The organism is Pseudomonas sp. GW821-FHT09E12 (assembly GCF_059416085.1).
Window position 1 is genome coordinate 225,159 of record NZ_JBWKOM010000010.1, and the last position, 14,169, is coordinate 239,327.

The 14,169-nt window shown below is 62.8% G+C and carries 14 protein-coding genes; 3 read left to right on the forward strand and 11 right to left on the reverse strand.

The genetic code is table 11. The features are described from left to right. Nucleotides 1–51 precede the first annotated feature (51 nt). From AC07PQ_RS26560 to AC07PQ_RS26580, 5 genes are all read right to left on the reverse strand, one after another. Nucleotides 52–2,145, reverse strand: coding sequence for an LTA synthase family protein (locus tag AC07PQ_RS26560; RefSeq protein ID WP_493186392.1), 2,094 nt, complete (start codon nt 2,143–2,145; stop codon nt 52–54). Nucleotides 2,146–2,468: 323 nt separating this feature from the next. Continuing rightward, nucleotides 2,469–2,660: a PLDc N-terminal domain-containing protein gene (locus AC07PQ_RS26565; RefSeq protein WP_007932252.1), complete on the reverse strand. Its 192-nt coding sequence runs from the start codon at nt 2,658–2,660 to the stop codon at nt 2,469–2,471. A 96-nt stretch (nt 2,661–2,756) separates the two neighbouring features. After that, the gene (locus AC07PQ_RS26570) at nt 2,757–3,287 is read right to left on the reverse strand and encodes a hypothetical protein (RefSeq protein ID WP_007932253.1); all 531 of its coding nucleotides are present in this window, start codon (nt 3,285–3,287) and stop codon (nt 2,757–2,759) included. A 114-nt stretch (nt 3,288–3,401) separates the two neighbouring features. After that, a complete protein-coding gene (locus AC07PQ_RS26575) occupies nt 3,402–3,920 on the reverse strand; it encodes an ankyrin repeat domain-containing protein (RefSeq protein ID WP_009045037.1) in 519 nt (172 codons plus the stop codon). A 97-nt stretch (nt 3,921–4,017) separates the two neighbouring features. Further along, the gene (locus tag AC07PQ_RS26580; protein WP_493186391.1) at nt 4,018–5,850 is read right to left on the reverse strand and encodes a long-chain-acyl-CoA synthetase; all 1,833 of its coding nucleotides are present in this window, start codon (nt 5,848–5,850) and stop codon (nt 4,018–4,020) included. Between the two features lie 661 nt (nt 5,851–6,511). Between AC07PQ_RS26580 and AC07PQ_RS26585 the strand changes: the two genes are divergently transcribed. Continuing rightward, nucleotides 6,512–6,790: a DUF3509 domain-containing protein gene (locus AC07PQ_RS26585; RefSeq protein ID WP_009045039.1), complete on the forward strand. Its 279-nt coding sequence runs from the start codon at nt 6,512–6,514 to the stop codon at nt 6,788–6,790. Between the two features lie 100 nt (nt 6,791–6,890). On the opposite strand, the gene mtnC is transcribed toward AC07PQ_RS26585, so the two are convergent. The 5 genes from mtnC to aroC all read right to left on the reverse strand — a co-directional run bounded on the left by mtnC (nt 6,891) and on the right by aroC (nt 11,115). Next, on the reverse strand, nt 6,891–7,574 hold the full coding sequence (gene mtnC, locus AC07PQ_RS26590; RefSeq protein ID WP_493186390.1) for an acireductone synthase: 684 nt from the start codon (nt 7,572–7,574) through the stop codon (nt 6,891–6,893). Nucleotides 7,575–7,578: 4 nt separating this feature from the next. After that, entirely contained in the window at nt 7,579–8,124 is a 546-nt protein-coding gene (locus tag AC07PQ_RS26595; RefSeq protein WP_007932260.1) for a 1,2-dihydroxy-3-keto-5-methylthiopentene dioxygenase, read from the reverse strand. Nucleotides 8,125–8,223: 99 nt separating this feature from the next. Further along, a complete protein-coding gene (locus AC07PQ_RS26600; RefSeq protein WP_493186389.1) occupies nt 8,224–8,844 on the reverse strand; it encodes a methylthioribulose 1-phosphate dehydratase in 621 nt (206 codons plus the stop codon). Then, nucleotides 8,841–9,989 (reverse strand): MFS transporter, encoded by a 1,149-nt coding sequence (locus tag AC07PQ_RS26605; protein ID WP_009045043.1) that lies wholly within the window; start codon nt 9,987–9,989, stop codon nt 8,841–8,843. The genes AC07PQ_RS26600 and AC07PQ_RS26605 overlap by 4 nt, the downstream gene beginning before the upstream one ends. Before the next feature lie 34 nt (nt 9,990–10,023). After that, on the reverse strand, nt 10,024–11,115 hold the full coding sequence (gene aroC / locus AC07PQ_RS26610) for a chorismate synthase (protein WP_007932265.1): 1,092 nt from the start codon (nt 11,113–11,115) through the stop codon (nt 10,024–10,026). A 141-nt stretch (nt 11,116–11,256) separates the two neighbouring features. On the opposite strand from aroC, the gene AC07PQ_RS26615 reads away from it, so the two are divergent. Further along, nucleotides 11,257–12,210, forward strand: coding sequence for an alpha/beta hydrolase (locus tag AC07PQ_RS26615; protein ID WP_092417416.1), 954 nt, complete (start codon nt 11,257–11,259; stop codon nt 12,208–12,210). Between the two features lie 98 nt (nt 12,211–12,308). After that, nucleotides 12,309–13,097 (forward strand): hypothetical protein, encoded by a 789-nt coding sequence (locus tag AC07PQ_RS26620; protein WP_493186388.1) that lies wholly within the window; start codon nt 12,309–12,311, stop codon nt 13,095–13,097. A 129-nt stretch (nt 13,098–13,226) separates the two neighbouring features. On the opposite strand, the gene prmB is transcribed toward AC07PQ_RS26620, so the two are convergent. Next, complete coding sequence (prmB, locus tag AC07PQ_RS26625) at nt 13,227–14,135, reverse strand: 50S ribosomal protein L3 N(5)-glutamine methyltransferase (RefSeq protein ID WP_007932269.1); 909 nt, start codon at nt 14,133–14,135, stop codon at nt 13,227–13,229. Between the last annotated feature and the right edge of the window lie 34 nt (nt 14,136–14,169).

A 14,169-nucleotide genomic window follows, 5' to 3' on the forward strand; every position in this document is an offset into this window, starting at 1 on the left:
AACCGTCAAAAAAAAGAGGCCCGAGGGCCTCTTTTTCATTAGCGCAATGAATCAGTCCGGCGTGCCGTGCACCACGCCTGCGGTGTTATCCAACAGGCTCTTGGTAGCGGTTTGCAGGAAAGCTTCCAGCTTGTGCTTCAACTCGGCGGTACGCGGTGCGTCCGGCACCACTTCGGCATGCGGATTGGCGCCCAGTTCGTACTGGTAGATCTTCGGCGCCATTTCCTTCTCGCGCGGCAGTACCAGGATCTGGTCGGCGGTGACGATAGCCGTGGTCTGCTCGCTGCCCGACGGCTTGATCACGCCAAAGCCGGTGTCGCCTTCCGGCAGGTTGAGCAGGTCGCGGCCCCAGCACTGGTGACGCACTTCGCCACCGAGGCGGCCCATGATGGTCGGCACGATATCGACCTGGGTGCCCACAGTGTGGTTGCGCTGGCCGAATTTTTCCTGGATGCCCGGAGCGATCATCAGCATCGGCACGTTGAAGCGGCCCAGGTCCATTTCGGTGATCTGGCGCTCGTTACCGAAACCATGGTCACCCACGATCACGAACAGCGTCTCCTTGAAGTACGGCTCCTTGCGCGCCTTCTCGAAGAACTGGCCAAGGGCCCAGTCGGAATAGCGCATGGCGGTCAGGTGTTCGTTCAGGCTGCCACGGTCGGTCACCTTCTCCACCGGCAATGGCGTCGGCAAGGCGTACGGGGTGTGGTTGGACAGGGTCTGCAGCAGGGCATAGAACGGCTTGCCGTTTTCCCGCGCCTTCAATTCTTCCAGGCCACGGTTGAACATGTCCTGGTCGGATACACCCCAGGTCGGATCGGAGAACACCGGATCGACGAAGTCGTTGCGACCGACGAAGTTGGTCATGCCCTGGTTGCTGAAGAAGCCCGACTGGTTGTCCCAGGCGAAATCGCCGTTGTAGACATACACGTCGTCATACTTGCGGGCGCTCAACACCTGCGGCAGGCCGGACAGCTTGTGGCTGCCTTCCGGGGTCTGCATCAGGTATTCGAAACCCGGCAGGTTGGGGAAGCAGGCCATGGTGGCGAACATGCCCTGGTGGGTATGGGTGCCGTTGGAGAAGAAGCGGTCGAACAGCAGGCCTTCCTTGGACAGTTGGTCCAGGTACGGGGTGATATTGCCTGGAGCGCCCAGGGCACCCACCGAGTGACCGGCCATGCTTTCCATCAGGATCACGACCACGTTCTTGATCGGCAGGGTCTTGGCGGCCGGTGGCGTGTAGTCGCGGCGCACGGCGGCGATATCGGCGTCCACCAGCTTGTCGTCCGGCATCACCAGCAGGTCGCGCACCACTTGCTGCGCCTCGGGCTGCGGCAGGGTGGCTTTCCAGATATTGCTGCGGTCCTCGCCCATCCGGCTCTTGGCCGCCTCGACCAGCGACAGCGTGCCGTTGAGGCCCAGCTGGTTGGCGAAGTTCGATTCGGTGGTGTAGACGTCACCCCAGCGCAGTGGCGGGCCCTGGCGCAGGGTGCCGCGGGCGGCGACCACGCAGACCAGCAGGCAGACCACGAATACGCCGATACGGGCGTACCACGGGGCGACCTGCCGGGTGCCGATGCTGCCACCACTGAACGGGCCACGCGGCCGGGTCGCGCGGTCGGCGCCCTTGAACGCCAGGCTCAGCAGCCAGGTGCCGATCGCCCAGGCCAGCAGGTAGCGCACCACCGGGAAGCCGTACCAGAGCATGCTCATCACGGTTTTCGGGTCTTCCTTCACATACTGGAAGACCAGGCCGTTGAGGCGCTGGTGGAACTCGCGGTAGAAATCCATCTCCATCAGGCCGAGGAACAGCGCGATGCTCGAAACGATGGTCAGCCAGAAGCGGAAGAAACCGCGAGCCGCCATGGCCCGGGCACTGAACAGCGCCAGCAGCAGCGGGATGCTGAGGTAGACCACCAGGCGCACATCGAAGCGCAGGCCGTTGGCGAAGGCTTCAAGGAAGGTCGAGGCCGGTGTGTCGAGGATCATCTCGCGGTTGTAGACCAGCAGCGCCACGCGCAGCAAAGACAGCATGACCATCATGGCCAGCGCGCAGAGCAGCGTATAAGCCAGATGCGATTTGACGGTCGGTTGCAGCAGGCGACTCGAGGCTCGCTGCTGACTCAGGACGTCCGGGTTTGCCATATCGTTTTAGGACCCAATGGAAGTTGAAGTTGCGAAAAGAATGCAGCTGCGCTTTGCCCTCTTGTAGCCATTCAAGGCTGGGGGGGATGGCGCGGTGCGCAAATGTTGCACGATCAGCAGCGGCATTGCCATTGATTACTGGCAGGCGCCCTCCCCTGGCCGGCAATGGCCCAGAGCCAGGGATCGCAATCGGAGATCGCACGGGAGCAGCGGAAAAACAGCGCTGGCGAATTGTCATGGAGACTTTGTGAAAATTTCGTGCAGCGCATATTTGGTCACATAAAAAAGGGCCTGGCGGCCCCTTTTGAACCCCACGCCAGCCTTCAGAGCCGTACGTTGCCGCGCGGCCCGGCAATCGCCCAGATGATCAGGCCCAGCACCGGCAACAGGATGATCAGCAACACCCAGAGGATTTTCATCCCGGTTTCGGCACTGCTTTTAAGCACATTGATGATCGCCCAGATGTCCAGCGCGAGGATGATCAGTCCAACCAGCGTATTGAAAGTGGAACCCATGGTGTCGCTCCTAAATGAGGGCTTGCCCACTTAGGATAGTCGGCTGGCAGCGGGGTTCCTTTTTATTGCCTGCGCGGTTGGCCTGTGGCCCGCAGCTCAGACGTGAACCGCGACCTTGAGCGCTTCCAGGGACGGCGCGGCGGCAATACCGGCTTCGGCGCACAGCTGCAGCACCCGCGGCACGTCGTTGCCGTAGACCAGCACCACTTGCAGCTCGTCGTCCAGCAACTGGCTGAAGTTCATCAGCACGTAACCGCCGTTTTCCGGGTTCATGCTGCCCATCTGGATCTGGATGCGGTTGAGCGCGGTCAGGGCCTCGGTCTTGGCCAGTTGCTTGGGCTTGATATTGAACGCCACGCCCGGGCCGAAAGACGCGACGATCTGCGCGAACAGGTCCATGTAGGTGTCGGCCTGGAACAGCACGGTGTCCGGCAGGCTGCCGACCACCACCCATTCGCCCAGCGGGATCGGGAAGCTGTCGTCGTAGTTGATGTCCGGATTGGCGGCCAGGAAAGCCTGGGGATCGGCGTAGGCCTGGGCGGCCTCGTCGGCGATCCGCAGGATTTCTTCTTCGCCCATGCAGCCGGAGCTGATTTTAGTGATGAGTTCGGCGAGGACGTTTTTCATGGGCGAATCCTGTTACGGGTCAATGGCGGGCGCGCAGGATAGCCTAAACCCGGCCCGCGAACCTACCGCCGCGCCCCAGGCATGGCCCAGGCCCGACGGTATGCGCCGTTCAGCTCAGCCCAGCAACTTCTGCAATTGCGCGGTGGTGTCGACGGCGCCCATGGTCTTCGCCGCGTCCAGTGCGCTCACGCCGTTGGCGTCGGTGGCTCGTGGGTTGGCGCCCTTGCCGATGAGGTAGTCGACGATTTCCGTGCGGTTGAACATCGCCGCCATCATCAGCGCGGTACGCCCGTCGAAGGACGAGCCTTCCACCTCGGCACCGCCCTCCACCAACGCCTTGACCACCGCCAGGTCACCCTTGAAGGCTGCGCCGGCGATCGGGCTCTGGCCGTTGTCGTTACGGATCTCGGGGTCGGCCTTGTGCTTGAGCAGCACCTGTACCGCGTCCACATGCCCGTAGTAGCTGGCCAGCATCAGCAGGGTGTCGCCCTTGTGATTGCGCAGGTTGACCGGCAGACCGCTGCTCGCCAGCTTGTCGAGCATCTGGGCGTCGCCTTGACGTGCGACGTTGAAGACCTGCTCGGTGAACTCGGCGGCTTCTTCTGCGGTCATCTGGCGGCTTTTGTCTGACATCGGGAACTCCACTTTCGGCCAATCGGAAAGCCGCTAGTTTCCCCAAGCGGCTCCCGCCCTGTCATCCCTTTTTTCTCAAGAGCGGCCATAGCCAGAATCAATAACGGTGCCGACCGGCACAAATATCCGCCAGGACCGCCTCCGTCACCCGGACATAGGTCGCCGAACCCGGCAACCAGGCGTACACCGGGTCGCCGCCGGTTTTCGACGGGTCGAAGGCTTCTTCCTTGAGCCGGGTCTTCTGGTACTTGAAGGTGCCGGTGGTCTCCATCTTCACCTTGACCCGCAGGAACAGCGGCACCGCGTAGCCCGGCAGATGCTCGCGGGCGAACTGCAACAGCTCGGTGAAATCCAGGGTCGCCAGGGATTCGGCCGGGGTGATCGCCGCCATCCCGGCACGGCCGTTGGTGTTGTGCACCTCCACACCATAGGCCACCGCCTCGGCGACCTGCGGATGTTGCAGGAGGATGTTCTCCACCTCGGTGGTGGAGACGTTTTCGCCCTTCCAGCGATAGGTATCGCCCAGGCGATCGATGAACTGCGCATGGCCAAAACCGATATCGCGCAGCAGGTCGCCGGTATTGAAGTAACGGTCGCCCTTCTCGAACACGTCGGTGAGGATCACCTTCAGGTTCTTTTCCGGCTCGGTATAGCCGTCCAGCGGTGCCTTGTCGTCGATCTTCGCCAGCAGCAGGCCTTGCCCGCCCTTGGCGACCTTCTGCATGAAGCCGGAACCGTTGCGGATCGGCGCGCAGGTGTCGTGGGCATACTCCACCAGCGCCCAGGGCGCCAGGGAAAAACCCACGGTATTGTCGAAGTTGAGCACGTTGGTAAAGCCGATATTGCCGTCGCTGGCGGCATACAGCTCACAGATATGCTCGATGCCGAAACGCTGCTTGAACGGCCCCCACACGCCGGGGCGCAGGCCGTTGCCGACCATCTTCACCACGCTGTTGTCACGGTCGTGCTCGCAGGCAGGCTGGTCAACCAGGTAACGGCACAGCTCGCCCACATAACCAATGGTGGTGGCCTTGAACCGGCGGACGTCTTCCCAGAAACGGCTGGCGCTGAACTTGCGGCGAATGGCGAAGCCCGAAGCGCCGCTGATGGCCGAGCCCCAGCACACGCACAACCCGGTGGCGTGATACAGCGGCAAGGTGCAGTACAGGATATCGGCCGGCTGCATGTCGAGGGCGATCATGCCGAAGCTGGCCGCGCTGCGCATCCAGCGACCGTGCTTGAAAATACCGGCCTTGGGCAGCCCGGTGGTGCCGGAGGTGTAGATATAGAAGCACGGATCGTCGAGGTAGATCCGCGCGGTACTTGGTGGGTTGGACGATTCGCTGGCGGCACTGGCGGTCATCAGGTCGATGCAACCGGCAGGCGTTGGCCCGGGCGCCACATCCGGATCGGCGACGAACCAGGTGCGCGCCTCGTCGATGGCGACCTGATCGCGAATCGCCGAATAGGCATCCAGCAGTTCGCCGCCGACGATCATCGCTACCGGCTTCACCAGGTTCACGCTGTGCACCAACACACTGCCGGTCTGCGCGGTATTGAGCATGGCGCAGATGCCGCCGAGCTTGGCCACCGCCAGCACGCTCACCAGCAACTCGGGACGGTTCTCGACGAAGATCGCCACCACGTTGCCCTTGCCGATGCCCTGGCTCGCCAGGTAATGGGCGATCCGGTTGGCCCACTGGTTGGCCTGTGCATAACTCAACACCCGGTCGCCGTACAGCAGCGCCGGACCGTCGGGGTTGCGTTGGGTGGCCTGCTCGAAGGTCCAGCCCAGCCCGCAGGGCTGATCGGCGCGCTTGACGTTGGCTATCTGCATGCCCTTGATGACCCGCGGCAACGCCCGGGCGATGGAGGGCAACTTCCGTAGCATCATGCCCCAGGTGATCATGTCGTGCTGATGAGTGCTCATGACGGCTCCTGTTCGACGCAAAAGGATCCTGCACGGGACCAGGCCGGGCAGGCGGACAAGGGTCGATGGGGCTATTCAGCTGGGGCCCGAGGGCGGGCCGCGACGGCAAACAGGAGAAACAGGGGGCGTGCTATTGGCAGTAACGCAGAGCATGGCGTTCATGGATGACGTCCTATTTTCTTATTATCAGGCGCCCATGATCCAAGGGGATCACGGCGCATGACTGTCCATGTCGGTGAAACGTCTGATTGACCTGTACAGCCCCGGAACACCAGGGCTTGGGCTTGTGCAAAGAGTCTGCGCCAAGCCTGTCGCTGGCAAAAAAATACGTCAGCGCTTCCTGGCCTGTACATGGAGTTTTTGCAAAGTTTTGTATCTCCTCCGCGCCGCCAGGTGCCTCGCGCTTGAGGGCCGGGCTTGCCGGCTGAATCTTTTGCGTGAACCGGCAGTCACAGCGTTACGCCACTGCCCTTGCCCAGGCCCGCGATCTCGCAAAATGCAGGATGCACGATGGCCATTCATGCAAATTGCACGGACACGCAAACGGCGAATTTTTATAACAATATGATTTATAACGATTTTTATAAAAAATTGAGGCTGGCACAATCGCTGCACCTATCACTCCAGGTTTGCCATTCAAGAACCAATGGAGCTGATAGACATGAGCCTGATCCAAGAAAAATTCGCTTCCCTGTTCTCCAACTACGAAGTGACCACTCAGCCACGGCCCGATGGCGGCATCCTGTTGACGCTGCGTAACAGCGAAGGTAAACAGCTCAAGCGCTCGATCTCTTATGCGCAGTTGCATGCGGGCGATCAGTTGTCGTGGGTGATCAGCGCGTTGCGTCGCGACCTGGCCGAACAGGCCAGCGAATTGCCACAGATTTCCCTGCTGCAAAGCCAGAACCGTTTTGCCCTGCCGTCGTATCACTCGCTTTAAATCCGCACCGCCGCGGATTCGCGATGATCACCGGCAGTTGGATAACAGATACCCCCAATCAGGCCGTGCCAGCCTTGCGCTGACACGGCCTGATTGCTTTTCAGAAACCCTGCGGATCGATATCGGCGAAGCTCGCTACATTCGCATGCCCCGCCAATACCCCGCCTTCGCGCACCAGGCCGCAGGTGGCCAGGCCGGCGGACCGGGCCGCATCCAGCTCCTGGACAATATCGGACAAAAAGAGAATCTGCCCGGGCGCACAGCCGATGGCCTGGGTAATGCGCTGGTAAGACTGCACTTCCCGTTTCGGCCCCGAGGTGGTGTCGAAGAAACCGCTGAACAGCGGCGACAGGTCCCCGGCAGTTGAGCAACCGAAAATCAGCTTCTGCGCCTGGATCGAGCCCGACGAATAGACATACAACCGATAGCCGGCCTGGTGCCAGCGCTGCAACGCCGCCACCGCATCCGGGTAGACATGGCCCTTGAGCTGTCCGGCCCGGTACCCCTGCTCCCAGACCATGCCTTGCAGCGCCTTGAGTGGCGTGGACTTGCGATCTTCCGCGATCCAGCCCAGCAGAATCCCGATCACCCGCTCGACGTCCGCCACCGGCTCGCCGCTGGCCTCGCGCACCGCCTGCAACTGCTCGGCAACGTCGGCCCGGCTGGCGTGCTTGCGCACGAAGTCCGGCAGCTGCCGCACCGCGTAGGGGAACAGCACCTCGAAGACAAAACTCACCGCGCTGGTGGTGCCTTCGATGTCGGTGAGAATGGCCTTGATCGGCATCCGCTCAATCCTCCAGAAGCGGGAACTGGCTGGCGATATCGGAACCGGTGAAGTTGGCGACCCAGCCTTGCGGGTTGTTGAACATGCGGATCGCCACCAGGTATGGGTTCTCGCCCATGTCGAACCAGTGCGCGGTACCGGCCGGCACCGAAATCAGGTCGTTCTTCTCGCAGAGCACGGCATACACATAGTCGCCAATATGCAGGCTGAACAGACCGCGGCCGGCGACGAAAAAGCGCACCTCGTCCTCGGCATGCCGGTGCTCGTCGAGGAACTTGGCGCGCAGCTCGGCCTTCTGCGGGTGATCGCCATTGAGGCTGATCACATCGACGGTGATGTAGCCGCGCTCGGTCATCAGGCGGTCGATCTGTTCCTGGTAGGCGCCTATCACTTCCTCCTGGCTGGCGCCCGGCTGGATCCTGGTGGCGGCTTGCCAGCGATCGAAACGCACGCCCTGCTCGGCCAGGGTCGCGGCGATATCGTCGAAATGGGTCAGCACCTTGTTCGGCAGGTCCGGGCTGGATACGTGGTAAACGGACAGGCTGCTCATCTTGGCAATTCCTCGTTATCGGCAGTGCCTTCCGGCTTTTTCCAGGCCGGTCAGGCAGTGCATATCATCAGGCGCTGGCTACTTCAGTCGAAGCAAGCCTTAACGGTTTAACAGGGCGCGAGTCTGCAACTCGCACTCGAACAGAAACTCGAAGGCCTCGATCTGGCGCTGCGCGTCACTCATGCGCGCGCCCCAGGTGTAGAGGCCATGACCGCGAATCAGGTAGCCGACGCAATCGGCATGGGCGTCGAGCCAGGGCTGGATCTTGGTCACCAGCCGGGCGATGTCCTGATCGTTGTCGAAAATCGGCACGCGCACCCGCGACTCGTGGCTGGCAATGCCGGTAAAAGCCTTTTGCAGCTCGTAACCCTCGAACTCGATGAAGTCCTCGGCGGTCAGGCGTGACAGCACCGTGGCATTCACCGAGTGGGTATGCAACACGGCGCCGATCTGCGGGTTCCAGCTGTACAGCTGGGTGTGCAACAGGGTTTCGGCCGACGGCTTTTTGCCCGGTTCCAGGCTGTTGCCCGACAAGTCGGTGGCCAGCACGTCATCCAGGCCCAACTGGCCTTTGTGCTTGCCCGAAACCGTGAGCAATAGCGCGCTCGGCGACAGGCGCGTGGAATAGTTGCTGCTGGTGGCCGGGGACCAGCCGCGGGCATACAGAAAGCGTCCGACCTCGATGATGTCCTGTGCCAGCTGTTCGCGGGTAAGGCTCATGGCCTCTCCTCTTGCATACGTGTGGCAATGATAACGGCTGCCGCCAGCGCTGCGAGGCTTGCAATACTAAAGGTCAATGTCGCACCCAGGGCGTTCCAGCTGTAGCCGGAATACAACGCGCCCAATGCGCCGCCGGTGCCGGCCAGGGCCGCGTACAGGGCCTGGCCCTGGCCTTGCTGACGGTCGCCGAAGCTGCGTTGCACGAAATGAATGGCCGCGGCATGAAAGCTGCCGAAGGTCGCGGCATGCAGCACCTGGGCAAACAACAGCACCCACAGATGCTCGGCAAAGGCGCCCAGCAGCAACCAGCGCAGGGCTGCCAGCAGGAAACTCGCCAGCAGCACCCGGCGTACCGAAAACCGCGAGAGAATCCAGCTCATTGCCAGGAACATCAAGACTTCGGCGACCACCCCCAGCGCCCACAACAGGCCGATCAAGCCGCGGCTGTAGCCCAGGTGTTCCAGGTGCAGGGTCAGGAAGGTGTAGTAAGGACCGTGGCTCATTTGCATCAGCGCCACGCAGGCATAGAAGGCCAGGACGCCGGGGCTGCGCAGCTGGCCAAGAAAGCCCCCGGCGGCCAAGCGGCTGCCCTGGGCCGCTGGCTGGGCATTGGGCACCCAGGCGCTGCTGAGCACGATGCCGGCCATGATCAGCACCAGCGCCGCCGGGTAGATGTCCAGGCTCAACCACTCGAACAGCCGCCCCAGCGCCACCACCGTGAGGATGAAACCGATCGAGCCCCACAGGCGGATCTGGCTGTAGCGAGCGGTCTGGCCTTGCAGGTGCGCCAGGGTGATCACTTCGAATTGCGGCAATACCGCGTGCCAGAAGAACGCATGCAGGGCCATGACCATCGCCAGCCAGGCGTAGCTCTTGCTGACGAAAATCAGCGAAAAACTCAGCAGCGTGCAGATCGCGCCAAAACGCACGATGGCCAGGCGCCGGCCGGTGTAGTCGCCCAGCCAGCCCCAGAGGTTCGGCGCCACGCAGCGCATCAGCATGGGAATCGCCACCAGCTCGCCAATACGCGCGCTGGAAAACCCCAGGTGATCGAAATACAGCGCCAGAAACGGCGCGGTCGAACCCAGCAAGGCGAAATAGAACAGGTAGAAACTGGAGAGCCGCCAGTACGGGAGCGCCGCCACGGCCGTCAGACCGTGGCGACTGGCAGAGACGCCATTACAACTGGCCCAGCACCGGCGTGCTGACGCGCACGTCGGCATTCTGGCCACGATGACGCAGCAGGTGATCCATCAGCACGATGGCCATCATGGCTTCGGCGATCGGCGTGGCGCGGATGCCCACGCACGGGTCGTGACGGCCCTTGGTGATGACGTCCACCGGGTTGCCATCGATGTCGATCGAGCGGCCCGGGGTGGTGATGCTGGAGGTCGGCTTGAGCGCCAGGTGCGCGACGATCGGCTGGCCGGAGGAAATCCCGCCCAGGATGCCGCCCGCGTTGTTGCTGAGGAAACCTTGCGGGGTCAGCTCGTCGCGATGCTCGGTGCCACGCTGGGCGACGCTGGCGAAACCGGCGCCGATTTCCACGCCCTTGACCGCGTTGATGCTCATCAGCGCATGGGCCAGCTCGGCGTCCAGGCGGTCGAAGATCGGCTCGCCCAGGCCCGGCATCACGCCCTCGGCGACCACGGTGATCTTGGCGCCCACCGAATCCTGATCGCGACGCAGCTGGTCCATGTAGGCTTCCAGCTCCGGCACCTTGTCCGGGTCGGGGCTGAAGAAGGCGTTGTCTTCCACCGAGTCCCAAGTCTTGAACGGGATTTCGATCGGGCCCAGCTGGCTCATGTAGCCACGCACCACGATGCCCTGGCTGGCCAGGTACTTCTTGGCGATGGCCCCGGCCGCCACGCGCATGGCGGTTTCCCGCGCCGAGCTGCGACCGCCGCCGCGGTAGTCGCGGATGCCGTATTTGTGGTGGTAGGTGTAATCGGCGTGGGCCGGACGGAACAGATCCTTGATCGCCGAGTAGTCCTTGGACTTCTGGTCGGTGTTGCGGATCAGCAGGCCGATGGAGCAGCCGGTGGTCTTGCCCTCGAACACGCCGGAGAGGATTTCGACTTCATCGGCTTCCTGGCGCTGGGTCGTGTGGCGGCTGGTGCCGGGCTTGCGCCGGTCCAGGTCGCGCTGCAGATCGTCCAGCGACAGCTCAAGACCCGGTGGGCAGCCGTCGACAATGGCGACCAACGCCGGACCATGGCTTTCGCCTGCGGTGGTGACAGTGAACAGCTTGCCGTAGGTATTGCCGGACATGCAGGACGCTCCATGAAATCAGCCGAAATAACTCAATCTGGATTACTGAGCCGGGAAGTATACGCAGGCTCCCCAACTAGTTCATCCTCGAACCTTATCCGTGTCCGGAAGTCCAACCGGCACCTTCTCCATGATGGCGTGATGATGCTGCGAGTTCTTCTCTTGAGCCTTACCCTGTTCACCGGCCTGGTCCAGGCGGCCGTACTGCAACGTCCCATCAGCCTCGACACCGGCACTGGCGAGTTATACGGCTCGCTGCTGCTGCCCAAGTCCGATGCCCCGGTGCCGGTGGTCCTGATCGTCTCCGGCTCCGGCCCCACCGACCGCAACGGCAACAATCCCGACGGTGGGCGCAACGACAGCCTCAAGCGCCTGGCCTGGGTGCTGGCCAAGCACAACATCGCCAGCGTGCGCTACGACAAGCGCGGGGTGGCCGCCAGCCTCGCCGCCACCCCGGACGAGCGCAACCTGACCCTCGACGCCTATGTCGCCGACGCCGTGGCCTGGGGCAAGAAGCTCAAGAGCGACCCGCGCCTGGGCCCGTTGATCATGCTCGGCCACAGCGAAGGCGCGCTGATCGCCACCCTGGCGGCGCCCCAGGTCGATGCAGCGGCGGTGATTTCCATCTCCGGCACCGCCCGCCCAGTGGACCAGGTGCTGCGCCAGCAACTGAGCTATCGCCTGCCGGCGCCGCTGATGCTGCGCAGCAACGAACTGCTCGACAGTCTCAAGGCTGGCCGGGTCGACACTGACGTGCCGCCGCAGTTGGAAGTGATCTTCCGCCCCAGCGTGCAGCCGTACCTGATCACCCTGTTCAGGCAAGACCCGGCCGCCGCGTTCGCCCGCCTGAAGATGCCGGCGCTGATCGTCCAGGGCAGTAATGACATCCAGGTCGGTGTCGGCGATGCGCAGATGCTCAAGGCCGCCAAGCCGGACGCCCAATTGGCGCTGATCGAAGGCATGAACCATGTCCTGCGTATCGTGCCCAACGACGTCAAGCGGCAACTGGCCTCCTACAAGGATCCGCAGCTGCCCCTGGCCTCGGAACTCGGCACCCGCATCATCAGCTTTATTGACGGACTTCACGCCCGTTGACGCGTTTTCCCCTCCAGTCCTGAAAAAAACGGCCGATAAGCCTTTGCCGGCCGTTCACTTGCCGTCGGCAAGTAGCGCTTGGACAGGATCTCGCCGTTATGACCGATACCCAGAACCCTCCCGAAACCGAGGTTGAAACCCCCGCTCCCGAAGCCGTGGCGTTGCCGTGGGCGGACGTCCATGCCGAGCATCACCGGATGCTTCGCCTGGCCCCCCTGCAAACCGATCGCGCCACGGGCGGACGACCCTTGCGCTTTATCGAGTTCGGTTATGCCGAGCGCAGCAACAAGGAACACAGCCTGTTGCGCATGACCCTCCAACTGCCGGGCCAACGGGTGCGCAAGGAACAGAATCACCTGGATGTCTGGGTCGACCACGCGACTCGTCGGGTGCGCTTCGAACCGGAAAACCTGCAGATCGAGCCGGCGAACCGTGGCATCGGCCGCTTTCTGCTGGCGCAGGGGGCAAGCTGGGCCCAGAAGAAATGGCCGCACTACCGCGTGGACGGTTTCGAACTGGCGAACAAGGATGCGCTGAACGAGGCCACGCGCCTGCGGCGCGATCATTTCCTGCGGGTCCAGGGTTTCGATGTGGTTTACGCCGATGCCCAGCATCTCAAGGGCAGCGTCAAGCATGTGCAGGTCGGTGAACTGCTGCCCAACTGGAACACCGAAAAGCTGCAATTCGTCGAGATCCTCGAAGCCGCGCAAATGCTGCAGCAGGCCGAGCAGAACCTCGAAGAACAGGAAGTGAAGCTGCGCAAGCACGAAGAAAAGGTCGCCAAGTACAAGCGCGAAGACACCGGGCTGCGCTTTACCATCACCTGCCTGGTGGCGTTTGCGGTGTTCCAGGCCGGGTTGCTGATCTGGATCGCGACCCACCGCTGACTCCTGGCCGCCTCTACGGACAACTGTAGGAGCGAAGCTTGCTCGCGATAGCGTCCGTCCAGGCACACCCCGGTGCCTGGATCGCGGGCAAGTCGGATCGCCGCCCGCTCGCTCCTACAGAAACGCCGATCAGACCCGGGAGCTGAACAGTGCCTGGTGCTGTCGGCACTGCTCGGCGGTGAGCATGAATACGCCATGACCGCCGCGCGCGAAGTCCAGCCAGGCGAAATCGACTTCCGGGTACAGCGCTTCGACATGAACCTGGCTGTTGCCGACCTCGACGATCAACAGGCCCTTCTCGGTCAAATGATCCGCCGCCTCGGCCAGCATGCGCCGCACCAGGTTCAAGCCATCGTCGCCACAGGCCAGGCCCAGCTCCGGTTCATGCTGGTATTCCTCGGGCATGTCGGCGAAGTCCTCGGCATCCACATACGGCGGGTTCGACACGATCAGGTCGAAGCGCTGGCCCGGCAAGCCGTCGAAACCGTCGCCCTGCACCGTGAACACCCGCTCATCGACGCCATGACGCTCGATGTTCTGGTTCGCCACCTCGAGGGCTTCGAACGACAGGTCGGCCAGCACCACTTCGGCCTTGCGGAACTCGTAGGCGCAGGCAATGCCGATGCAGCCGGAACCGGTGCACAGATCGAGAATGCGCGTAGGCTCGGCGCCCAGCCAGGGCTCGAAACGTTTTTCGATCAGCTCGCCGATCGGCGAACGCGGGATCAGCACCCGCTCATCGACAATGAACGACAGGCCGCAGAACCAGGCCTCGCCCAGCAGATAGGCGGTCGGTACGCGCTCTTCGATGCGCCGCTTGAGCAGACGCTGCAGGTTGACCAGTTCGTCGTCTTCCAGGGCGCAGTCCAGATAGCTGTCAGCGATTTCCCACGGCAGGTGCAAGGCACCCAGTACCAATTGGCGGGCTTCGTCCCAGGCGTTGTCGGTCCCATGGCCGAAAAACAGATCCTCCCCATGAAAGCGGCTGACAGCCCAACGGATATGGTCGCGCAGGGTGCGCAGGCGGGAAGTGATCACGGGACAGACTCCTGAAAAAACGACTGGCGATTCT